Below are 22,095 nucleotides of genomic sequence, written 5' to 3'. Positions count from 1 at the left end.
GCTTCAGCGCGCCGCCGCCTTCATCCTCACGGCCGCTCCATCCGCCGCGGCCGGCGTACGATTCGCCAGCCCCAGCACCACCTGCCAGGCAAACGACACCGCGCCGACGATAAACACCACGTCGCCGAAGGTGCGCACCCAGCGCAACGTCTGCAGGATCGGCTGCTGCATGAATTCTTCGCTGCGCGAATACCAGGTGCCATGCTCGACGCTGGCCAGGAACTGGATGATGCCGACGGGCAGCAGGCTGGTGCCGATCATCAGCACCAGGCCGGCGTTCAGGCCCCAGAATGCGGTCTTCATCAGCGCCGGGCTCAGCCGGTACGCCGGCCGCACGTAGCGCAGCACCAGCAGCGTGAAGCCGAGGGCGAGGAAGCCATAGACCCCGAACAGCGCCGCATGCGCGTGGACCGGCGTGGTGTTCTGGCCCTGGATGTAGTACAGCGCGATCGGCGGGTTGATCATGAAGCCGAATACGCCGGCGCCCAGCATGTTCCAGAACGCCACCGCAACGAAGCACATCAGCGGCCACTTCAGGTCGGCCATCCACGGCGCGCGCTGCTTCAGGCTCCAGTTCTCCCAGGCCTCATGGCCCAGCACGATCAGCGGCACCACTTCCAGCGCGCTGAACGCGGCGCCGACCGCCATCACCGGCGTGGTAGTGCCGGCAAAGTACAGGTGGTGGAAGGTACCGGGAATGCCGCCGAGCATGAACAGCGATGCCGAAGCCAGGCTGGCTGCGGTCGCCATCGGGCGCGACACCAGCCCCAGCGTGGCGAAGATGAAGGCCAGCGCGGTGGTGGCGAAGACCTCGAAGAAGCCTTCCACCCACAGGTGCACCACCCACCAGCGCCAGTACTCCATCACCGTCAGGCTGGTGCGCTCGCCGTAGGCCAGGCCCGCGCCGTAGAACAGGCCGATCGCCACCACCGAAGAGGTCAGCAGCGCCAGCAGGTTGCGGTCGGTGCCGCGCGCGCGCAGCGCCGGCAGGATGCCGCGCATCATCAGCACGAGCCAGATCAGGATGCCGGCGAACTTGCCGATCTGCCACAGCCGGCCCAGGTCGACGTATTCATAGCCCTGGTGGCCCAGCCAGAAATTCAGGTGCGCGGGCAGCTTCTGCGCGATTGCCAGGTAGTTGCCTGTGAACGATCCGACCACCACGACCACCAGCGCCCAGAAAAGGACATCGACGCCGAGCCGCTGGAACTTCGGGTCCTTGCCGCCGTTGATCAGCGGCGCCAGGAACAGCCCTGCGGCCAGGAAGCCGGTGGCGATCCAGAACAGCGCGCTCTGGATATGCCAGGTGCGCACCAGTGCGTACGGGAACCACTGCGATACGTCGATGCCGTAGAACTTCTGCCCCTCGACGGTGTAGTGCGCGGTAAAGCCGCCCAGGAACACCTGGAACACGAACAGCGCCACCACCAGGAACAGGTACTTGCCGAGCGCGCGCTGCGACGGCGTCAGCGCCACCGACAGCAGCGGGTCGCGCGCGGGCGCCTGCGGCGGCGTTTCTTCCTTGCCGCGCAGGAAGGCCCACGCCCATACCAGGAAGCCCACGCCGGCCAGCAGCACCACCACGCTGATCACCGACCACACCACGTTTTCGCTGGTCGGATGGTTGCCGATCAGCGGCTCGTGCGGCCAGTTGTTGGTGTAGGTGGCTTCCTGCCCGGGGCGCGCGGTCGATGCAACCCATGCGGTCCAGAAGAAGAAGTGCGTCAGCTGCTGGCGCCGCTCGGCGCTGGGCAGCGTGTTCTCCTTCATTGCGTAGTGATCGCGCGTGGTGTGCAGCGCCGGCGCGTCGGAGAAGAGCTGGTCATAGTAGGCCGCGGTGTTGGCGATGGCCTGCGCGCGGCGCTTCGACACGGTCAGCACATTGGTGGCCGGATCGGTGGCATTGCCGCGGTATTCCGTGCGCAACTGCTCGCGCAGCGCGGCCTGTTCGGACGCGGCCAGCCTGGCGTACGGACGGCCGTATGTGTCCTGCGCCGCCAGCTCGAGCCACGCGGTCAGTTCGCGGTGCAGCCAGTCGGCGGTCCAGTCCGGCGCCTGGTAGGCGCCGTGGCCCCAGATCGAGCCGAGCTGCATGCCGCCCACCGACTGCCAGGCGGTCTGGCCGTCCAGGATCTCGTCGCCGGTGAACAGGGTGCGGCCTTCGGCCGTGACGACCTTGGCCGGTATTGGCGGGGCCTGCCGGTACACCTCGACGCCGTAGTAGCCGAGCAGGGAGAAAGTGACCGCCAGTACGGCGATCAGCAGGAACCAGAGTCTGCGGTAGGAACCCATGATGCGAAGTCGTTGGTTGTGATGGCTGGTGCGCGGCTCAGGCGTGGCCCGCGCAGCCGCAACCGGTGGCGGGCACGGTGGCGGCCACGGTCGCGTTCTCGAACAGCACGTTGTTTTCCAGGTGGATGTGTTCCATCAGGTCTTCGCGCAATGCGCGCAGGCCCAGGTAGAGCGCGCGCCAGGTATTGCAGGCGGCGCGCGGCAGCGTGATGTCGTTGGTCAGCGCGGCGAGCCGCTGCAGCGCGACGCCATGGTCGTCATGCTCCATGCGCATCACCGCGATCGGGCGGCCGGCGGCGGCCTGCATGCCGCGGGTCAGCATCGGGAACAGCACCTGCTCTTCCTTCTGCATATGGGTTTCCAGCTCGCCGAGCATGCCGGTCAGGTGGTCGGCCAGGCCGACCGGGCAATCGGGCCGGTCGCCGTGGACCTGTTCGACCCGGCTTGCGAGCCGGATCAGTTCCGGCAACTGCTCGCGGTGGCGGGCGTGGAAGCGCGTCAGGATATGGTCGATCAGCGCGGCCGGCGTCGCGGTGTTCCAGTCCTGTCCCGCGGGTGCGGCATCGTCGTGCAGGGCACGCAGCCGGGCTTCGATGCTGTCGATGGCGGCGGCATCGAGGCCCATTTCGAGCGCGGCATCGCGCAGGGTCTGCTTGCCTCCGCAGCAGAAGTCGAGCGCGTAGTCATGGAAGATGCGTGTAGCGCCGGGAATGCGGCGGGCCAGCTGGCCCAGAGATTGGTCCTGGAAGGTCATGAGGTGCTCCTGTGTGGGAAGTTGCGTCCGCATGACATGACGCGAGGAGCGTGCCTGAAAAAAACCATTCAGGATCAATAGGTTGCTACACAGATGGTTCTAAATACCCTAGACTGTTCGTGGTACTAATAACCCTGACTGGTGTTTTTCACCATGACAACTTCCGCGATCGTTCACGAGTTGCTGGCCGACCTGGTGGCCGACCTGCCCCACGCCGTGCGCCTGCAGCGCCTGGTCAGCGGCCTGCGGGCGCATTTCCGCTGCGGCGCCGTGGCGCTGCTGCGGCTGGAAGAAGACCACCTGCGGCCCCTGGCAGTGGACGGCCTGGTCGGCGACGCGCTGGGGCGGCGCTTTGCAGTCGGCCTGCATCCGCGACTGGCGGCGATCCTGGCGCGGCGCGGCGTGACCTGCTTCCATCACGACAGCGTGCTGCCCGACCCGTACGACGGCCTGATCGACGAGCGCGTGGGCGAGCCGCTGCCGGTGCACGACTGCATGGGCACCCGCCTGGAGGTCGAAGGGCAGCCATGGGGCGTGCTCACGCTCGATGCCCTTGCCGTTGGCACCTTCGATGTCGCCGCGCAGGCCGAGCTGCAGCGGCTCACCGTGGTGGTCGAGGCGGCGATCCGCACCACCCGGCTCGAGGCCGAGATCCTGGCGCTGCAGGTGGCACGGGGCAAACCCGTTGCCGACGAAGGCACCGTCGGCAACGGCGATATCACCGGCGAAATCGTCGGCCAGAGCGAGGCCATCGCCAACCTGCTGCACGAGCTGGAGGTAGTTGCCGATACCGAGCTGCCGGTGCTGCTGCTGGGCGAGACCGGGGTCGGCAAGGAGCTGTTCGCGCACCGGCTGCACCGCCAGTCGCGCCGGCGCGCGCAGCCGCTGGTGCACGTCAACTGCGCGGCGCTGCCGGAGTCCCTGGCCGAGAGCGAGCTGTTCGGCCACGCCCGCGGGGCCTTCTCCGGCGCCACCGGTGAACGCCCGGGCCGCTTCGAGGCCGCCGACGGCGGCACGCTGTTTCTCGATGAAGTGGGCGAGCTGCCGCTGTCGATCCAGGCCAAGCTGCTGCGCACGCTGCAGAACGGCGAGATCCAGCGGCTGGGCTCCGACCGGCCGCGCCGCGTCAACGTGCGCGTGATCGCGGCCACCAACCGTAACCTGCGCGAACATGTGCGCGACGGCTCGTTCCGCGCCGACCTGTACCACCGCCTGTCGGTCTATCCGATCCCGATCCCGCCGCTGCGCGAGCGCGGCAACGATGTGCTGCTGCTGGCCGGGCGCTTCCTGGAACTGAACCGCGCCCGCCTGGGCCTGCGCAGCCTGCGCCTGTCACCGGCGGCACAGGATGCGCTGCGGCGCTATCGCTGGCCCGGCAACGTGCGCGAGCTCGAGCACGTGCTCAGCCGCGCCGCGCTGCGTGCGGTCAGCCGGGGCGCCGGCCGCAATGACATCGTCACGCTGGAGACGGAATTGCTCGACCTGGACGGGCTCGACGCGGCAGCACCGCCGGCGCTGGCGGAAGCCGCCCGCGCCTCGCTGCCCGCGATCGCCCCCGGCGCCAGCCTGCGCGAGGCCGTCGACCAGACCCAGCGCGCCTGCATCGAGCAGGCCCTGCAGGCCCACGGCGGCAACTGGGCGCAGGCGGCGCGGCAGCTCGGCGTCGATGCCAGCAACCTGCACAAGCTGGCCAGGCGCCTGGGCTGCAAGTGAGGGCATGGGCGGCATCGGCGATGGCAAAGGCCGCCTGGTGTGCCTAAGCTAGTCAGGCGTCGTTTGCAGTGCAACATGCATGTGGTGCCATCACCACCTTGCGTCCGGCGCGCCCTGACCTCACCGTGACCCCCGCACCGACTCGTACCGGAGATGCCCATGATGATGACCGCAACCCAAGCCTTCTGGCCATTCCCCGCCGTCTTCACGGCAGGCTTTGGCAGCCTGCAACAGCTGCAGTCCATGCAGGCAGACCTGGCCGAGAACTGGCGCCGCATGGCCGAGCTGAACCTGGAATTTGCCCGCAGCATGGCCGAGGAACTGCGCTTCGACGCGGTGGGCCTGCTGGTGGAACAGGATCCCGAGACCCTGTATGCGCGCGAGATCGCCAGCGAGATGCCGCTGCTGGGCGGGCCGCTGCACTATGCCTCGGCCATGCTGGAACTGCTGGCGCGCGCCCAGCAGAAATGGATCGACGGCTGGGGCCACCTGTTTATGCAGGGCCCGCTGACCGACTGGACTGCGGGCGCGAAGGCCGTCACCGACATTCCTGGCTGGCTGATCCGCGAGACACCGCGTCCGCCCGCGAACTGAGCCGGCACGAGCGGCTGGCGTTGCATGCCGGCACGCCGCGGCCAATTTTTCCTGCGATCCTTGCCATGGCAACGCGCGCGCGCCGGTATCATGCAAATCATGACACCCCGATCCGCCACCCCTGCCGTCCCGGCTGGCGGATCTCCACACAGGACTGGTTCAGGACGCGCCCCGGTTCATGCCCTCATATCCACTGGTCCTGCTGCTCACCGTCGCCGTCGTCTGCTGCATCGGCATGGCCATTGCCACCTGGCCCCGGCGCGACGACCCCACCGTCCAGGCGTTCCTGGTGCTGGCCTTCGGCGCGGTGGTCTGGAGCGGCGGACGCCTGCTTGAGATCAGTTCGACCGACCTGCCCGGGCGCATCCTGTGGGCCAAGATCCAGTACATCGGCATCGTCGCGGTGCCGATCGGCTGGCTGGTGGCGATGGTGCACCTGAGCCGCCCCCGCTATGTGGTGCCATGGTCGCGGCTGTGGCTGCCGGTGCTCGCGGCGGTGGTGACGGTGGTGCTGGTCTTCACCAACGAGCGGCACCACCTAGTCTGGACACGCATTACGCTGATGCCGCCCGGGGTCGCGCCCGGCGCGGTGTTCGAGCATGGCGCGGGCTACGCCGTGGCGGCCTTCTGGTCTTACTCGCTGCTGGCGCTGAGCTGGTATTTCCTGATGACGGCCGAAGTGCCCAACGACGCCCTGTCGCGCCGCGGCCGCGTCATCCTCGCCGGCGGCCTGGCCCTGCCGCTGATTGCCCATGTCGCTTACCTGAACCGCTGGACCGGCCCGCTGGGCGGCGACCTGACCCCGGCCACGTTTTCGCTGATGGCGGTACTGGTGTGGTTTTGCGCGCTGCGCACGCACCTCGACGATATCGGCCACTACGCCCGGCTGCGCGTGTTCGACGCGCTGCGCGAGGGCTGCGTCATCGTCGACGCCAAGGGCGCGGTCGTGGAATTCAACCCCGCCGCGGCCCAGTTGTGGCCGCAGCTGCATCGCGGCAGCCAGGTGCCGGCGGGCTGGGAGACGGCGCTGGAACCGGCGCAGGCCGCGCCCGGCCTCGCACCCGCCACGCCGTTCGTGCCGCCGGGCGCCCCGTTCGAGCTGGCTGTCGAAAGCGTCGCGCGCCTGGACGGCAGGCAGATCGGCAGCCTGGTGTTCATGCGCGATATCAGCCGCTTCCAGTCGCGCGAGCTGGCGCTGACCGCGCGCCTTGGCCAGACCGAGGAGCAGCTGTGGCAGGTGCAGGCCGACCTCGACGTCGACGCGCTCACCGGCATCCACAACCGGCGCTACTTCCAGCGCGAGTCGCTCGCCGCCGTGACCCGCGCGCATGAGCGCGGCCAGGCGCTTGGACTGCTGATCCTGGATGTCGACCTGTTCAAGCAGTACAACGACCTGCACGGCCACCTGGCGGGCGACGACTGCCTGCGCCAGATCGCCTGCGCGCTGGCCGGCACGGTAGCGGGCGAGCAGTTCTGTGCGCGGCTGGGCGGCGAGGAATTCGCGGCGGTGCTGCCCGGCGCATCGCGCGAAGAGACTCGCGACGTGGCGCGCCGCATGGTCGCGGCGGTGCGCGAGCTCGGCATCGCGCACCGCGGCACCCCGGTGCAGCCCGTGGTGACGATCAGCGTGGGCGCGGTCTGCGCCGTGCCCGAGTCGCCACGGCTGGAGCCGCTGCTGCACCGCGCCGACAGCGCGATGTACCGCGCCAAGCGCGCGGGCCGCAACCGCTACATGCTGGATGGCGAAACGGCCTGACCGGCCGTGGCCTGGCCATTGCGCCCGCTAGCCCGCTAGCCCGCGCGTACCGTCAGCGCGCCCTGCAACGCCACCAGCCGCGCCGCCGCCTGGCTGACCCACGCCGGCCGCGGCGCCGCATCGAGCCAGTACTTGACCTCGAGCCCGAGCGCGGTGTCGCCGCTGATCACCAGCTTGCGCTGGAAGAACAGCGTGTCGGTATCGGCCTCGCCGCCGAGCAGCCGCAGGTAGTCCACCGCGGCGGCGCGCAGCGTCAGCGCCGGTTCGGCGCTGCCGGCAGCGGCGGTGCGGAAGCGCCCGCCTTCGCAGCGGAACGGCACTTCCAGCCCCAGGTCCTGCACCGTCAGCAGGAACACATGGCCTTCCAGCGCGGCCGGCGGCTCGAGCCAGCCGGCGCGGCGCGCCAACTCCAACGCCGCCACCAGCGGCAGCGCGCGCGCCCGCGCCGGCATGCGCCGGTGCACGCCGCTCATCAGCTTGTGCAATGGGCTCAGGTTCGCATTCATGCCCGTGCCTCCCACGCGATGCCCGCGCCGCCGTGCCAGTAGCCGTTGCAGGGCTGCGCCCCCGCCGGGGCGATACCGCTGGGCGCCGGCGCGCGCTCTCCCGCCCGGATCGCCGCCAGTTGTTGCACCACCTCCAGCGTGCCGGTCGAGTGCGGGCTGACGCGCAGCATGTCCACGCCCATCTCGGCCATGGCGAGCGCCTCGCCGCACAGGTCCAGGCAGGTCGCGCTCTGGGTCTGCACGCCGTTGAGCGTGAAGAATGCCTGGCCTTCGCCGGTGGCGGCAACCAGGCCGTCGGGATAGTCCATGCAGCGGAATTCGCAGCTGTCCTTGCGCAGCCGATGGTGGCGCGCGGTGAAGCAGCGCGCCGAGAACGCCAGCGGCATGCGGCCCCAGACAAAGGCTTCCACGCCAACGCCGCCCGGCCGCGACGCGGCCAGCGCGGCCAGCGTGCGGCCGTCCATTTCCACCGGCACGACGCAGCCGGCCGCGCCCAGTCCGGACAGCCAGGCCAGCGTGTCGGCGTGGTAGACGTTCAGGTGCGGGCCGGCGATGAAAGGCCGTCCGCCCATGCAGCGCACCGCGCCAAGGTCATTGGCCTCGACCAGGTAACCGTGCTGCTCGCAGGCGCGGCGCATCCAGGCGATGTCGGTATCGGACTCCACCAGCACCGGGGTGGACAGCACCACCTGCTTGCCGGCATCGCGCAGCATCTGGGCGATCTCCAGCCATTGCGCGCGGCGCAGTTCGTGGCGCCGCGTGCAGACGGTCTCGCCGAGGTAGACGCGGTCCACCGGGGCATCGGCGACGGCGGCGTAGAACTGCAGCACGCGCTCGCGCGGCCAGTAGTACAGCAGCGGGCCGAGGGCGATGCCGAACTGCGCTGCGGCGCGTCGTGAAGCTGGTTGCGGCGCGCTCGCCGCGGCGGTGTCGGGCATGGCAGGCTCCATCGTGGCAAGAGTCGGGGCGGGAAGATCGAGGAAGGTGGCGTCCATCCGCATCACCGCCATGGCCGGTCGTAGGCGCCCTGGGTCACCTGGTCGCCCTCGGCATGGCGGCCCAGCGTGGCCTGCCACTCCTGGCGCGGCGCGAAACGGGCGGGATCGCCGCACGCGTCGTCGATGGCGGCGCGCAGCACACCGACCACATCGGCGACATAGCGCGGGCTGCGCTGCCGGCCTTCGATCTTGATCGCGGCGATGCCCATGCCGACCAGCGCGGGCAGCAGCGACAGCGCGTTGAGGCTGGTGGGTTCTTCCAGCACGTAGCCGCGTTCGCCTTCCACCTCGAAGCGGCCCTTGCACAGCGTCGGATAGCCGGCGGGCTCGCCCGGCGCGTAGCTGTCGATCAGGATGCCCGACAGGCGCGCCTGCATGGTGCCGTCCTGCTCGGTCCAGCGCACCGCATGCGCGGGCGAGCAGACCCCTTTGTTGTTGGGCGAGTCGCCGGTCGCGTACGACGACAGCAGGCAGCGCCCTTCCGCCATCACGCACAGGCTGCCGAAGCCGAACACTTCCAGCTCGACGCTGGTCTGCCGCGCCAGCTTGCCGATCTGCGCCAGCGACAGCACGCGCGGCAGTACCACGCGGCGGATATTGAAGCGCTCGCGCATCAGCTCGATGGCGTCGGCATGGGTGGCCGAGCCCTGCACCGACAGGTGCAGGCGCAGCCCGGGATGGCGTTCGCAGGCGTAGGCCATCAGCCCGGCGTCGGCCATGATGACCGCGTCGGCACCCAGTTCCGCCGCGGCGTCGACGGCGCGGTGCCACTGCGCCACCGCGCCCATCTGCGCGAAGGTGTTGATCGCGAACAGCACTTCGGCGCCGCGGGCGTGGGCTTCCGCGACGCCGGTGCGGATGTCGGCCTCGGTGAAGTTCAGGCCGCCGAAGTTGCGCGCATTGGTGGCGTCGCGCAGGCCCAGGTAAACCGCGTCGGCGCCGTGCTGCAGCGCCATGCGCAGCGCCGCCAGCGAGCCGGCGGGCGCGACCAGCTGGGGCCGGCGTGGCGCGCAGGCGGGCGCGACGGTGGCCGCATCCGGGCCAGTACAGGCAGTTGTCATGGTGTGGGAAGCAAGACAAGGGGACAGGACAAGAACAGCGGCAGATGCTAGCCACGCGCTGGCCGAAGGGGCTTGATCGAGCGCAAACGCATACCAACGGCGCATGAGCGGCGCCGGCGTATGCCAGTCGGCGTAGGCCGATGGCAGGCAGCGCCCGCGGGCTTGACCTGCGGCAAACGCCGGGGCTTTCCGCTGTGCCACGCTTCGCCAGTCACCCCCCGCGCCAGGCCGGCTGCCGGCCACACGCGATTCACCTTCCGGAGATTCCTTTATGAACGAACACTGGCTGAAGCTGGCCGGCCGCCGCCTGTTGCCCATCGTGCAGGGCGGCATGGGCATCGGCATCTCGGCGCACCGGCTTGCCGGTGCCGTGGCACGCGAGAACGGCGTGGGCACCATCGCCAGCATCGACCTGCGCCACCACCATCCCGACCTGATGGCGCGCACCCGCGGCGTGCGCGACAAGGCGGGCATAGAAGCCGCCAACCTCGAGGCGCTCGACCGCGAGATCCGCGCCGCGCGCACGCTGTCGGAAGGCCGCGGGATGATCGCGGTCAACGTGATGAAGGCGGTGGGCTCGCACGCCTCGCTGGTGCGCCAGGCGTGCGAAAGCGGCGCCGATGCCATCGTGATGGGCGCCGGCCTCCCGCTGGACCTGCCCGAGCTGGCCGCCGGCCATCCCAAAGTGGCGCTGATCCCGATCCTGTCCGAGTCGCGCGGCATCGGCCTGGTGCTGCGCCGCTGGATGAAGAAAGGCCGGCTGCCCGATGCCATCGTGGTCGAGCACCCGGCCCATGCCGGCGGCCATCTTGGCGCCGCGACGATCCAGGACCTGTCCGAGCCGCGCTTCTCGTTCTCGCGCGTGCTCGCCGAATGCCGCGAACTGTTCCAGTCGCTGGGCATCGCCTGGGACAGCATCCCGCTGATTCTCGCCGGCGGCATCGACAGCCATGCCAAGGTGCGCCACTGGCTCAACGAGGGTGCCGCCGCGGTGCAGCTCGGCACGGCCTTTGCCGTCACCGAGGAATGCGATGCGCACCCCGCCTTCAAGCAGGTGCTGGCAACGGCGCGGCCCGAGACGCTGCGCGAGTTCACCAGCGTGGCCGGCCTGCCGGCGCGCGCGGTGCTGACGCCGTGGCTGTCGCGCTACCTTTCGAGCGAGGCCAGGCTGCAGCGCCGCGCCAAGGTGCGCGATTGCCTGGAAGGCTTCGACTGCCTGCAATCGTGCGGCCTGCGCGACGGCATTGCGCGCATCGGCCAGTTCTGCATCGACCTCAAGCTGGCGCAGGCGGTGCGTGGCGACGTGGAACGCGGGCTGTTCTTCCGCGGCAAGGGCGCGCTGCCGTTCGGCGAGGCGATCCGCCCGGTGGCCGAGCTGATCCACTACCTGATGACAGGGGAAAAGCCAGAGGCGCTGGCCTCCGCCAGGGTGGCCGCTACGGCATGAGCCTGCCTGCCGCGTCCGGTTCGCCGGCACGCGGTGCCTGACGCGCCTGCAGAGCCTGCAGAGCCTGTAAAGCCTGCGGCCCGGCAATCACGCCACCGCCAGTTCCCCCACGCCGGCCTGGCGCGCCAGGCCATCCGAATCGATCAGGTAGATCTTGCCGCGCTCGATCCGGACCAGCCGCTCGGCGCAGAACCTGTGCATCACACGCGACAGGGTCTCGGGCGTAATCCCCAGCTTTGATGCAATCACGCGCTGCGTGCAGGCCAGCCAGGTGCGCCGCGTGGCAAACGCCTGCTCGCGCAGGAAGCCCGCCACGCGCTGCAGCGCTGTCTGCAGGCTGATCGCCTCGATATCGCGCATCAGGCCGTGCAACCGGCCCGACAGGTTGCGCAACAGCTGCGCGGCCAGCAGCGGCTCCTGCAGTACAGCCTGCCACAGCGCCGCCTTGGCGATCTGCAGCACCAGCGTGCGCGTCTGCGCCTGGCAGGCCATGCGTCCCGGCACATCCAGGCAGAGCAGGTCTTCGCCGAAGGCCGCGCCCGGGCCGAAGACTTCGATGGCGCGCTCGCCCGTGGCTTCGTCGCCGGCGGGTGGCTGCAGCGCCAGCTTGAGCAGGCCCTCCGCCACAATATAGAGGCCGGCGCACGGCTCGCCGCCGCGGAACAGGTATTCGCCCTTGCGCAGGTAGCGCAGCGTTGCCGCGGCGCGCAGTTGCGCCACCACGGCCGCATCGACGCCGCGGAACAACGGCAGCGCTTCCAGGTTGATGGCTTCACCCATGGTGATGACCTCCTTCGGCATGACTGCGTTCAGCATTCCAGGCCGCATGGCGCGGCGGCAGGCCGCCGCTGCGGCGCATCTGCCGCATGCAGCGCAACGCGGACAACAATTGCCAGCCCAGCCAGCCGTTGGCCGCGGCAAGCAGCAGGCCGGCAGCGCGCGCCATCGGCGCGGGTGCCAGCGGCAGCGCCAGCAGCAGCAGGTAGGCCGCCAGCAGCAGCCACGCCTGGCGGCGCTGCCGGGCGGGCGCGATGATTACCTGCATGGCAGGCGCCCGCGCGCGCGGCGGCAGCAGCCGGCGCAGATGCAGCCAGACCAGGAACGGCACGATCTTGCCGAGCATCGCGGTGACCGGCATCACCCCGGTGCCGACGAGCGCCATGGTGCCGGCCCACCACGCCAGCGGTGCATCCGATGCGGGCCACACGATCGCCGCCGCGCCCAGCACGGCGGCACCCAGCATGCTGGCGCAGGCCACCGGCCACAGCAGCCACAGCGGATCCTGGCGGCGCCGCGCGCGCAGCGTGCCGGCCAGCCCGAAGGCAGCCACCACGGCGACGAACGCCAGCCACGCCAGCAGCACCGCCTGGCCCATGGCAGGCTGCGCGGGCCACAGCAGGGTTGCGCCGCTGAACAGCGCCAGCGGCACCCAATGCGCCATCGGCAGGCCCCGCGCCAGTGCCGCGGGCAGGCGGCGCGTCTGCCAGAACATTGGCAACACGGTGGTGGCCACGCCGGACACCAATGCCGCCAGCCAGCCGCCGAGCGCCCAGGCCACATGCATGCCGAGTACCGGCGCCACCGGCACCTGCCACCAGCCGCCGAAGGTGCCGGCCAGCGCGATGCCACACAGCACCGCGGCCAGCAGCGGCGCGCCGATGCCGGCCAGCGTGCGCGTGGTGGCATCGACCGCGACGACGCGCCGTCCGGCGGTGAGCAGCAAGGCGCCGGCAAGCAACAACAGCACGCCGGCCGCGGCGGCGGCCTGCATCCCTTCCGGCATGCCGCCGAGCAACCCGAAGCCCAGTCCGGCGGCCACGCCGGCACCAGCAACGGCAATAAACGGTGCCAGCACACCGGCACCTGGCACGGCCACGCCCGCCACCACCGGCATCATCTGGAACAACGCGCCCACCATCACCGGCATCAGCATGCCCAGCGCCAGCACATGGACCGCCACCAGCGCCAGTGGCGCAAAGCGGTCCGGCAAGCCGTCGGCGGGCCCCGCCGCGAGCAGCAGTCCTGCCGCTGCGCCCAGCCATGGCGCCGGTACCAGGCAGCCGAACACCACCGCGGGACGCGGTGCGCGCTCGTAGTCGAGGTTGGCGGCCTTCATTCCGGTTGCCCTGCCTCGCCAGCGCTATGCAATGCCGTCGAGCACGGCATCGAGACCCGGCACATGCGCGCGGCACATCGGGAACAGCACGTTCTCTTCCTTGAGGTTGTGCTGTTGCAACAGCACTACCAGCGTGTCGGTCTCGGCCGCGAGCGCATTGGCGTCGCGCAGCGACAGCCACTCGCGCACGTTGTCCATCAGCGCGCGCACTTCATCGTGTTCATGGCGCATCACGGCGGTCGGTCCGCCGGCCATGCCGGTGGCCTGCTCGAAGGCGGGGAACAGCCGCGCCTCTTCCGCGCCGAAGTTGCCGTCAAGCGCCGCCTCCAGCTCGGCGAACGCCGCGGCAGCCTGTGTCCAGTCGGCTTCGCGCAGCGCGCCTTCCAGGCGTGCCAGCGCGGCGTCGCAACTGCGGTGCTGCTGCACCAGGGTGTCGATGACATCGGACATGGTGTGGATTCTCCGGACCGGTATTGACCGGATGCTAGGGCGCTGCCCGGCGTGGGGATTTGATCGGGAATAAGTCGGGCGCCAATAGCCGGTGTAAGGAGATCGGTGTGTCGATATATCACAACGTGACATGTCAGGAGCGTCGCATTCATCACCATCACGCTTGACGCGGGCCGGGCAATGAGGTCCCTCGCGCATATGCGAACCGCCGACCTCGCGTTTTATTGATCTGGCGCAGGTAGTGCGGCACCTGTCCCGCGGAGAATTGCCTTCCAGACGCGCGCGTGACCAACACCCCGGCGTTTTCCTGACAGGTAGCCCCCGATACCGAACCATGCCTTACACCGATCCACCGGCCGATCCCCCGGCCGAAGCGCAGGCCGCCACCCCGCTGCGCCATCGCCTTTCCACGCGCATCATCTCGCTGTCGCTGGCCGTACTGCTGGTGGTGCTCGGCATGATTTCCGGCACCCTGTGGCTGTCGTGGAAGCTCGAAGGCGCCGGCGCCGCCATCAATGACGCCGGCAGCCTGCGCATGCGCGCCAACCGGGTCGCGATCGAGCTTGCGCTGGCGCACGCGCAGCGCGGCAACGCGCTGCCAATGCAGGTGCAGGCGCTGGACGGCACGCTGGCGCAGCTGCGCCGCGGCAACCCGTCGCGCCCGCTGTTCCTGCCCGACGAACCCGCCATCCACGCCCAGCTCGCGCGCGTGACAAGGGACTGGCACACCCAGCTGCGCCCGATCGCCATGGCCGCCGGCGCCGACAGCACCGCGCCGGCGCGCTATATCGCCGCGCTGCCGGGCTTCGTGGCGCAGGCCGACACGCTGGTCGGCATGATCGAGCACGACAGTGCGCGCAAGACCGACCTGCTGCGCCTGTCGCAGACGGCGCTGGCACTGATGGCCTGCGTGGGCACCGTGGCCGTGATCTACCTGCTCTACCTGTGGATCATCCTGCCGGTGCTGCGGCTGCAGGACGGCCTGCTGCGCATGGCCGCGCGCGAGTTCTCGCTGCGTCTGCCGGTGGAGACCCGCGACGAGTTCGGCACCCTCAGCGAAGGCTTCAACCGCATGGCCGGCGAGTTGCAGAGCCTGTATCACGACCTGGAAGCACGCGTGGCGCAGAAGACCGCCGAGCTGGAGCGCCAGAACCGCGACCTGGAGGAGCTGTACGACATGGCGGCGTTCCTGAACCAGGCCCGCGACGCCGACACCATGGCGCGCGGCTTCCTGGCGCGAGTGATGCGGCAGTTCGATGCCGAGGGCGGCAGCGTGCGCGTGCTCGACCCGCGCCACGGCCGCATGCACCTGCTGGCCAGCGCGGGCCTGCCCGCGGCGCTGGCCGAGGCCGCGTCGTGTGCCGCCGCCGATGCCTGCCACTGCGGCGACGCGACGCGCGAGTCCGTGATTACCATCACCGACCTGCGCGGCGGGCAAGGCGCCGCAGCCATGCAGGACGACACGCCGTGCGCGCGCAACGGTTTCCGGGCGCTGGCGGCTTTCCGCATCGAAAGCCAGCGCGGCGCCACCGGCGTGTTCGCGCTGCATTTCCGTGCCCCGCGCGCGCTGCCCGCCTCCGACCGGCAGCTGCTCGAAACGCTGGGCCAGCATCTCGGCACGGCGCTGGAACACTTGCGCCTGTCGGCGACGGCGCGCCAGCTTGCGGTAGTGGAAGAACGCAACCTGGTGGCGCAGGGCCTGCACGACAGCATCGCGCAGGGCCTGAACTACCTGAACCTGCAGGTGCAGCTGCTCGACGACGCGGTCGCGCGCGACGACCTCGCCGAAACCCGCGAGATCGTGCCGATGCTGCGCCACGGCGTGGAAGAGAGCTACCAGGACGTGCGCGAGCTGCTCAACAACTTCCGCTCGCGCCTGGGCAGCGGCGAGCTGCGCCCGGCAGTGGAAGACACCGTGGCGCGCTTCCGCCGCCAGTGCCGCACCGAAGCCACGCTCACCATCGACGAGCATGCCGACGGCAACGGCGCCGGCGGCCGGCCGCTGGCGCCGGAGCAACAGCTGCAGGTCCTCTTCATCCTGCAGGAAGCGCTCTCCAACGTGCGCAAGCATGCGCTGGCCGCGCACGTGACGGTGGCGCTCAGCCACGGCCGCGACTTCCGCCTGGCGGTGGAAGACGACGGCGAAGGCTTCGATCCCGCCGAGCTCGCCACGCGCGCCGACGCGCATATCGGCCTGAACATCATGCGCGAGCGCGCCGCGCGCCTGGGCGCGCAGCTGCACGTGCAGGCAGCCCCCGGCCGCGGCGTGCGCATCGAACTGGTGCTGCCGCGCCGCGCCCCACAGACCACCGAGACCCAGCCATGACCATCCGCATCCTGCTGATCGACGACCATACCCTGTTCCGCTCCGGCATCCGCGCGCTGCTGCAGCGCCAGACCGACTTCGAGATCGTCGACGAAGCCGCCGATGGCGTGGAGGGCATCAAGCGCGCCAAGCAGCATCGCCCCGACGTGATCCTGCTGGACCTCAACATGCCCGGCCTGTCGGGGCTGGAGGCGCTGCAGCTGCTGGTGGAAGACCTGCCGCAGACCGCGGTGATCGTGCTGACGGTGTCCGAGGAGGCCGAGGAACTGGCCGCCGCGCTGCGCAGCGGTGCGCGCGGCTACCTGATCAAGAACATCGAGACCGAGGCGCTGATCGCCGGCATCCGCCGCGCCGCCGCGGGCGAGCCGGTGATCTCCGACAGCATGACGGCCAAGCTGGTGGCGCAGTTCCGCACACCGGCGCCCGCCGCCGCGCCGCGCCACGACGACGCGCCGCGCCTGACTGCGCGCGAGCGCGAAATCGTGCAGGGGCTGGCGCGCGGCGAAAGCAACAAGGAAATCGCGCGCGATCTCGGCGTGGCCGAAAGCACGGTGAAGATCCACGTGCAGAACATCCTGAAGAAGCTCAACCTCGCCAGCCGCGTGCAGGTGGCGGTCTACGCGGTCGAGCACGGCCTGACCGAGGCGGGCTGAGGGCGCAGGCACAACTGCGCCAATGTGCTGCGCGAGCCGTGGTGCAGCGCGTCAAAGCCGCTCGCGGCGCACGGCGTCGTCCGATTCCTACACCGATATCAGTCCCTGCCCGGAGGGACGCGGCCGGGCCTTGACCTAGGCTGAACCTTGAGCAGTGGCCTTTCGGATGCGCGGGCCGCTTCGGTACGGAAGCCCCCGGCTTCCCCGATCCACGAACAAGGAGCAAGCCATGGGAATCGGCACTATCCTTCTGATCATTCTTGTCCTGCTGCTACTAGGTGCCCTGCCGGCCTGGCCGTACAGTTCCGGGTGGGGCTACTGGCCAAGCGGCGGCCTGGGCCTGATCGTCCTGATCGTGCTGCTGCTCGTGGTTCTCGGCCGGATATAGCGTTCCGGCTGTCCAGCGGGCGACAGCGGCTGGCAGGCCCCGGCATGGGCGGCATCGCTGCGGCGTTGGCACCCATGCCGGGGCCGCTGCCGCATCGCCCGGCTTTTCTGCCACCCTGTCCCAAGGAGACTGACATGCCAGCCAAATCGAAGGCGCAACAGCAGGCTGCTGGAGCGGCGCTCTCCGCCAAGCGCGGGGATACGAAGGCCGGATCGCTGAAGGGCGCTTCGCGCTCGATGTACGAGTCGATGAGCGAAAAAGAACTCGACAAGATGGCATCGACCAAGACCAGGAAACTGCCAAAGCACAAATCGGAGCGCTGACGCGTTTCCCGCAACCCGCCGTTCCCGCTGCCGCGGGGACGACGCGGCCAGCGGCGCGGATCTCGCCGCGCCGTTTCAGGTTTTCCCTTCTCCGCTGTTTGCAGGCCCGCCGCAAAATCCGGGCAGCCGCCTGGCCTCGCTGCTGCGCGCCAGCTTGATCGATTCGGACAGCGCCAGCCCGAAGCCGGCGATGCTGTGGAGATCCTGCACCACGCGCTCGCGCAGGAAGCCGGCCCAGCGGAAATCCCCGTAGGCATTGCCCGGCTTGCGGTAGGCGCCCGCCATGCGCGTAAATGCCGCCAGGCTGCGGTACGGATCGTCGCGCATCCCCATCACCGTGGGCGGCAGCGCCTTTGGACCATGGAGCTCGCCGTGCTCATCGTACGGGTGGACGTGGTTGAGCTGGCGCATGCGCTCCCAGAACGCGGACGGACTCAACGCGCTCAGGTCGCGCAGGATGCGCACCGGCCCCCACTGGTATCCCAGCTCCATCCAGGCGCGCGCCCAGTGATGATGATCGACGATATAGAGGCTGCCGCCGGGGCCCGCAATGGTCTCGATGCGATGCCTGCGCATGAAGCGCCGCAGCGCCGCGAGGTCGTCCGAGTCCGCGTGGCACTGCGTGACTTCTTTCTTGTGATTGACGTGGATATAGCCCAGCGTCAGTTGCGTTGGACGCAGCCGGGCGAGTTCGGCAATGGCATTGCCTTTCCTGGGGCCGCCGCGGTCGCCCCGTTCAATCATGCTCGGCACGCTTCTGATTGACGAAGTGCTCCAGCTCGCTGCCGGGATCCTCGTTGCCTGTGGACTGCTCGGCCACCGATTCGCGTGCCAGCGGCCGCGGCCAGTATTCGCCCTCGAAGTCCTGCACCGGCTCGCCATGCACGTTCGGGTCAAAGTCGGTCCACTGCCCGCATTCCCAGCAGCCCTGCGCGCGCTCAAGGTGGCTCGCGCCTGCTTCACGCAGCACATCTACCACGATCGACGACAGGCCGTTGCCTACGCAAGCGGCCAGCATCACGTTGCCGGTACTCTTGTCGGCGTGTGTCTCGGCTTCCGCCCCGGCGTGCGTCTCGTCTTGCGGCCGTATCGACATGATGGAAACGTCCCAGACCGAAAAACCCCGCGAGAACAAGATTCGCGCCGCCTCTTCGGCGCTGGCGATGGAGTCAAAGCGACCCGCTACGATCGGTGACATGGCGGCTCCCTGGTATCGAAGAATGGATGTGGTACTTCCCCACGCAACTCGCAAAAGCCACGCCCGCGCGGATTCTGCCGGGGAGTGGCCCCGACGGCGCGCGGCACGTGCAATTTTTGCAAGCGCCGCACCCGAACTACATGCGCGGCATGCGCGCGGGGCACAAACTCGGCGGCGTGCGCGGACCAGAGCAGCGACTCAGCCATTGACGACCTCGCCGCCGTTGATGTGCAGGATCTGCCCCGTGATATAGCTGGCGGCGTCCGAGGCCAGGAACACGAAGCCCGCCGCCACTTCGAACGGCTGCCCCGGCCGGCCCATTGGCGTCTTCTTGCCGAACTCGGCGACTTCCTCCGCGGTAAAGGTGGACGGGATCAGCGGGGTCCAGATTGGACCCGGCGCAACGCCATTGACGCGGATACCGCGTTCGACCACCTGCAGCGCGAGCGAACGCGTGAATGACACGATCGCGCCCTTGGTCGCCGAGTAGTCGAGCAGGTGCTTGCTGCCGCGATACGCCGTGACCGACGTGGTGTTCAGGATCGACGCGCCCGCCTTCATGTGCGGCAGCAACGCGCGCGTCAGGTGGAAAATGGCAAAGACATTGGTGCGGAAGGTGGCCTCGACCTGGCTTTCGTCGACGTCTTCCAGGGACTTCTCTGGATGCTGTTCGGCGGCATTGTTGACCAGGATATCGAGCTTGCCATATTGCTGCAGCGTCTGGCGGGCGACCCCTTCGGCATGGCTGCAGTCGGCAAGGTCTCCAGCGATGGCGAGGCACTTGCGGCCGGAGGCTTCGACCAGCTCGACGGTTTCGCGCGCGTCGGCATGCTCGTCGAGATAGGAGATGGCAACGTCGGCGCCTTCGCGCGCGAAGGCCACCGCGATGGCGCGGCCGATGCCGCTGTCGCCACCGGTGATCAGCGCCACGCGCCCTTGCAGCCGGCCGCTGCCGACGTAGTCGTCCGCGCCGCTGTCCGGCTGCGGCCGCATGGGTGCTTCCAGCCCGGGTTGGCGATCCTGGTGCTGGGGTGGGACGCTCTTCGGTGTGGACATGGCTGACTCCTGTCGGTGGAGGGCGCGCTGGCCCATGTGGCGTGCCGCGCAAGTTCCATGCCGCTGGAACGCATTCGGAATGCTGCCTCGGCGGCGCGCCGCGCCAACTGCGGTGACGTGGCAGCCGCCCGTAACCCTTACATCGCCCGGCAATCCTTACAGCGCCGCAGCGCGCGTGGCGGTGTGCGGGCACGGTGGCGAAGGGGCACGGATTTTGCGGCTTTGCTGTGCTGCATTTCCCTGCGGAAATCACCGCACTTCAACGGCCCGGCGCCGCAGCCAGCCTTTGCGCAGGCATCGGCAAAGCCGGACCATTCAGCCAGGAGGCAAGCAATGTTCAACTTCCGCAACGACCGCGGCAGCCGCGGCGGAAATCAGGGCCAGCGCCAGCAAGCGGGCCGGCGCGACGAGAGCCGGGGCAGAGGCTCGGAAGACTGGGGCCAGGAATGGGGCGAAGACTGGCGCGGTGACGAGCGCGCCGAGGAGCGCGAGGGCCGCGGCGAGTGGCGTGGCGAGGGCCGCGGCCGCTCCGGAGCCCGAGCTTATGGCAATGAAGCTTATGGCAATGAACGTGGCGACGAACGCCGCGGCAGCGAATCCGCGCGCCACGGCGGTCCGTGGTACCAGCAGGACACGCCCGCCGGCCAGGGCCGCGGCAGCTGGGGCCAGCCAGGCTATGGCGCTTCGGATGCCGGCGGCACCGGCCATCCTTACAGCAGTGCCTACGGCGGCTACCGTCCGTCGGCGCAAGACAGCGGCTATCGCAGCCAGGAGCGCGAATCGGGCTATGGTTACCGCGACGAAGACCGCTTCGGGCCGCGCGGCCGAGGCGGCGAGCGCGATGACCGGGACGAGCGTGGCGAGCGTGGCGAGCGTGGCGGCCGCGCCATGCACTGGCGCGAAGGCATGGAGCGCGACCGCAGCCAGCGCGGCGGCGAGCCGAGCTATGGCAGCGGCTACTATGGCGATTCCGCCAGCGGCGGCCAGTCGTTCAGCGGCGGGCAGCGGGTCTATCCGGACGATCATGGCTATCGCCGCAGCCGGGCCTTCGGCGAGCAGGCGGCCGCGCAGGGATGGAGCCAGCGCAGCCAGCACGCGGGCAGGCGCATGACCGGACCCAAGGGCTACCGCCGCTCGGACGAGCGCGTGCGCGAGGACGTGTGCGAGCGCCTCGCCATGAATCCGTACATCGATGTCGGCGAAGTCAGCGTTGAAGTCGCCAACGGCGTGGTCACGCTGGACGGCACCGTGCGCGAGCGCCGCGAGAAGTATGTCATCGAGGAAATCGCCGACGCGGTGTTCGGCGTGACCGAGGTCGACAACCGGCTGCGCGTGGAACGCGGGCAAGGTGCCCAGGCCGGCCGGGGCTCGGCCTGGGCCACGGGCTCCGAGGTGGGCGGCGAAGATGCAGGCAGCACCGCGGGCGGCACCGGCACGTCGCCGGAGCGCACGCTGAACAAGAGCTGAGCGTCAGACATCCGGCGCGGCGCGGCGCGTGCAAGCGCCAGCCCGCGCCGCGCCGACATGCCGCGCCATCCCCGCAAATTTCGTCCCGACAGCAAGCTGATGGTGCCTCTGGACACGCTGCACCCGACCCAGATCACCGTCGGCGGCTACCACGTCGCGCAGAAGGTCCACGTGACGCGCCGCGTGCCGCCCGAGGCCCGCGCTGCGTTCCTCGACCGGCACCGCGTCCACCTGGTGGTCGGGCCGGAGCAGGCGCTCTACGTGGTCGACCACCACCACTGGGTCCGCGCCTGGCACGACCTCGGCCTGACCCATGTGCCCGCCATCGTCCGCGCCGATGTCAGCGATTTCGACGTGCCGGCATTCTGGCGCTACATGGTCGCCAACCATCTGGTGCACCCGTTTGACGAGAACGGCCGCCGCCGGCCGCTGACGGAGCTGCCCGAGGCCATCCACGACATGCGCGATGATCCCTACCGCAGCCTGGAGGCGTTCGTGCAGCTCGCCGGCGGCTATCGCAAGGTCAAGACCGCTTACCTGGATTTCCGCTGGGCCGACTATTTCCGCCGCACCGTGCCGGGTCCGTTCGACACGGCGCATCATTTCGCCGCCGCGCTGGCGCGCGCGTTCCGGCTGGCGCATGCCGCAGGCGCGCGCGAGTTGCCCGGTTATCTCGGTCCGCTGTAGTACTGCGCTGTAGTACTGAAGCCCGGGCGCCGGATGGCCGCTCGCGCATGCCCATTCAGCCGAATGCCCTTTCAGCCTCCGCGCTGCACCGCGTCCAGCAGGCGCAGCAAGCGCGCTTCGTCAGCGCGCAGCCGCGCCACCGATGGCGCCTTTCCGCCGGTTTCGAGCACGCCGCAAAAATAAGGTTCATCGCCGAATTCCGGGGAAAGCCGCACGGATCTTGAGGAAGAAGTAGTGGTCATCGCGGAAGCCATAGGCCATGCGCTTGATCACCTTGATCCGATTGTTGATGCCTTCGACCAGATTCGTG

The 22,095-nt window shown here is 69.6% G+C and carries 22 protein-coding genes; 10 read left to right on the top strand and 12 right to left on the bottom strand.

Annotated elements, in window-relative coordinates; translation table 11 throughout:
- Positions 1–3 precede the first annotated feature (3 nt).
- Together VSR71_RS20185 and ytfE are read right to left on the bottom strand one after the other, a co-directional pair.
- On the bottom strand, positions 4–2,292 hold the full coding sequence (locus tag VSR71_RS20185) for a nitric-oxide reductase large subunit (RefSeq protein WP_342915620.1): 2,289 nt from the start codon (positions 2,290–2,292) through the stop codon (positions 4–6).
- 37 nt (positions 2,293–2,329) lie between these two features.
- Entirely contained in the window at positions 2,330–3,046 is a 717-nt protein-coding gene (gene ytfE, locus VSR71_RS20180) for an iron-sulfur cluster repair protein YtfE (protein WP_342915619.1), read from the bottom strand.
- A 153-nt stretch (positions 3,047–3,199) separates the two neighbouring features.
- On the opposite strand from ytfE, the gene norR reads away from it, so the two are divergent.
- The 3 genes from norR (at position 3,200) to VSR71_RS20165 (ending at position 7,109) form a co-directional block, all read left to right on the top strand.
- Positions 3,200–4,759, top strand: a complete 1,560-nt coding sequence (gene norR, locus VSR71_RS20175) for a nitric oxide reductase transcriptional regulator NorR (protein ID WP_342915618.1) — start codon at positions 3,200–3,202, stop codon at positions 4,757–4,759.
- Between the two features lie 159 nt (positions 4,760–4,918).
- Positions 4,919–5,353 carry a polyhydroxyalkanoate granule-associated phasin gene (locus VSR71_RS20170; RefSeq protein WP_342915617.1) on the top strand — a complete coding sequence of 145 codons (435 nt, stop codon included), beginning with the start codon at positions 4,919–4,921 and terminating at the stop codon, positions 5,351–5,353.
- Between the two features lie 178 nt (positions 5,354–5,531).
- Positions 5,532–7,109: a histidine kinase N-terminal 7TM domain-containing protein gene (locus tag VSR71_RS20165; RefSeq protein ID WP_342915616.1), complete on the top strand. Its 1,578-nt coding sequence runs from the start codon at positions 5,532–5,534 to the stop codon at positions 7,107–7,109.
- A gap of 35 nt (positions 7,110–7,144) precedes the next feature.
- Here VSR71_RS20165 and ubiT read toward each other — a convergent pair whose 3' ends face one another.
- From ubiT to ubiU, 3 genes are all read right to left on the bottom strand, one after another.
- Positions 7,145–7,603, bottom strand: a complete 459-nt coding sequence (ubiT, locus tag VSR71_RS20160) for a ubiquinone anaerobic biosynthesis accessory factor UbiT (RefSeq protein ID WP_342915763.1) — start codon at positions 7,601–7,603, stop codon at positions 7,145–7,147.
- Between the two features lie 8 nt (positions 7,604–7,611).
- Positions 7,612–8,553: a U32 family peptidase gene (locus VSR71_RS20155; protein WP_342915615.1), complete on the bottom strand. Its 942-nt coding sequence runs from the start codon at positions 8,551–8,553 to the stop codon at positions 7,612–7,614.
- A gap of 62 nt (positions 8,554–8,615) precedes the next feature.
- Entirely contained in the window at positions 8,616–9,674 is a 1,059-nt protein-coding gene (gene ubiU, locus VSR71_RS20150; protein WP_428979440.1) for a ubiquinone anaerobic biosynthesis protein UbiU, read from the bottom strand.
- 271 nt (positions 9,675–9,945) lie between these two features.
- Between ubiU and VSR71_RS20145 the strand changes: the two genes are divergently transcribed.
- On the top strand, positions 9,946–11,121 hold the full coding sequence (locus tag VSR71_RS20145) for a nitronate monooxygenase family protein (RefSeq protein WP_342915614.1): 1,176 nt from the start codon (positions 9,946–9,948) through the stop codon (positions 11,119–11,121).
- Positions 11,122–11,208: 87 nt separating this feature from the next.
- Here the strand turns inward: VSR71_RS20145 and VSR71_RS20140 are convergent, their stop codons facing one another.
- From VSR71_RS20140 to VSR71_RS20130, 3 genes are read right to left on the bottom strand one after another with little or no spacing between them, the layout of a single operon-like run.
- Positions 11,209–11,922 (bottom strand): Crp/Fnr family transcriptional regulator, encoded by a 714-nt coding sequence (locus tag VSR71_RS20140; RefSeq protein ID WP_342915613.1) that lies wholly within the window; start codon positions 11,920–11,922, stop codon positions 11,209–11,211.
- Positions 11,894–13,237: a hypothetical protein gene (locus VSR71_RS20135; RefSeq protein WP_342915612.1), complete on the bottom strand. Its 1,344-nt coding sequence runs from the start codon at positions 13,235–13,237 to the stop codon at positions 11,894–11,896. The genes VSR71_RS20140 and VSR71_RS20135 overlap by 29 nt, the downstream gene beginning before the upstream one ends.
- A gap of 24 nt (positions 13,238–13,261) precedes the next feature.
- Positions 13,262–13,687 carry a hemerythrin domain-containing protein gene (locus tag VSR71_RS20130; protein WP_342915611.1) on the bottom strand — a complete coding sequence of 142 codons (426 nt, stop codon included), beginning with the start codon at positions 13,685–13,687 and terminating at the stop codon, positions 13,262–13,264.
- A 334-nt stretch (positions 13,688–14,021) separates the two neighbouring features.
- Here VSR71_RS20130 and VSR71_RS20125 point away from each other — a divergent pair, with 334 nt between their 5' ends.
- From VSR71_RS20125 to VSR71_RS20110, 4 genes are all read left to right on the top strand, one after another.
- Positions 14,022–16,013: a type IV pili methyl-accepting chemotaxis transducer N-terminal domain-containing protein gene (locus VSR71_RS20125; RefSeq protein WP_342915610.1), complete on the top strand. Its 1,992-nt coding sequence runs from the start codon at positions 14,022–14,024 to the stop codon at positions 16,011–16,013.
- Positions 16,010–16,666 carry a response regulator gene (locus tag VSR71_RS20120; RefSeq protein WP_063237447.1) on the top strand — a complete coding sequence of 219 codons (657 nt, stop codon included), beginning with the start codon at positions 16,010–16,012 and terminating at the stop codon, positions 16,664–16,666. Before VSR71_RS20125 ends, VSR71_RS20120 begins: the two co-directional genes overlap by 4 nt.
- Before the next feature lie 229 nt (positions 16,667–16,895).
- Positions 16,896–17,054 (top strand): DUF3309 family protein, encoded by a 159-nt coding sequence (locus VSR71_RS20115; protein WP_084254457.1) that lies wholly within the window; start codon positions 16,896–16,898, stop codon positions 17,052–17,054.
- 134 nt (positions 17,055–17,188) lie between these two features.
- A complete protein-coding gene (locus VSR71_RS20110; RefSeq protein ID WP_342915761.1) occupies positions 17,189–17,377 on the top strand; it encodes a DUF3008 family protein in 189 nt (62 codons plus the stop codon).
- 75 nt (positions 17,378–17,452) lie between these two features.
- Here VSR71_RS20110 and VSR71_RS20105 read toward each other — a convergent pair whose 3' ends face one another.
- The 3 genes from VSR71_RS20105 to VSR71_RS20095 form a co-directional block, all read right to left on the bottom strand.
- On the bottom strand, positions 17,453–18,121 hold the full coding sequence (locus tag VSR71_RS20105) for a ParB/Srx family N-terminal domain-containing protein (protein WP_342915609.1): 669 nt from the start codon (positions 18,119–18,121) through the stop codon (positions 17,453–17,455).
- Positions 18,114–18,575 carry a hypothetical protein gene (locus VSR71_RS20100; protein ID WP_342915608.1) on the bottom strand — a complete coding sequence of 154 codons (462 nt, stop codon included), beginning with the start codon at positions 18,573–18,575 and terminating at the stop codon, positions 18,114–18,116. Before VSR71_RS20100 ends, VSR71_RS20105 begins: the two co-directional genes overlap by 8 nt.
- 198 nt (positions 18,576–18,773) lie before the next feature.
- Positions 18,774–19,631, bottom strand: a complete 858-nt coding sequence (locus VSR71_RS20095) for an SDR family oxidoreductase (protein ID WP_342915607.1) — start codon at positions 19,629–19,631, stop codon at positions 18,774–18,776.
- 333 nt (positions 19,632–19,964) lie between these two features.
- Here VSR71_RS20095 and VSR71_RS20090 point away from each other — a divergent pair, with 333 nt between their 5' ends.
- Positions 19,965–21,098, top strand: a complete 1,134-nt coding sequence (locus VSR71_RS20090; protein ID WP_342915606.1) for a BON domain-containing protein — start codon at positions 19,965–19,967, stop codon at positions 21,096–21,098.
- Positions 21,099–21,155: 57 nt separating this feature from the next.
- Complete coding sequence (locus tag VSR71_RS20085; protein ID WP_342915605.1) at positions 21,156–21,785, top strand: ParB-like protein; 630 nt, start codon at positions 21,156–21,158, stop codon at positions 21,783–21,785.
- A gap of 186 nt (positions 21,786–21,971) precedes the next feature.
- Here VSR71_RS20085 and VSR71_RS20080 read toward each other — a convergent pair.
- A partial coding sequence (locus tag VSR71_RS20080; protein ID WP_342915760.1) for a transposase occupies positions 21,972–22,095 on the bottom strand: 124 nt, incomplete at its 5' end.

Source organism: Cupriavidus oxalaticus (assembly GCF_038900635.1).
In the GTDB taxonomy this organism is placed as follows: domain Bacteria; phylum Pseudomonadota; class Gammaproteobacteria; order Burkholderiales; family Burkholderiaceae; genus Cupriavidus; species Cupriavidus oxalaticus_B.
The sequence above is the reverse complement of the archived record's forward strand: the minus strand, read 5'-3'. Positions and strand labels throughout refer to the sequence as shown.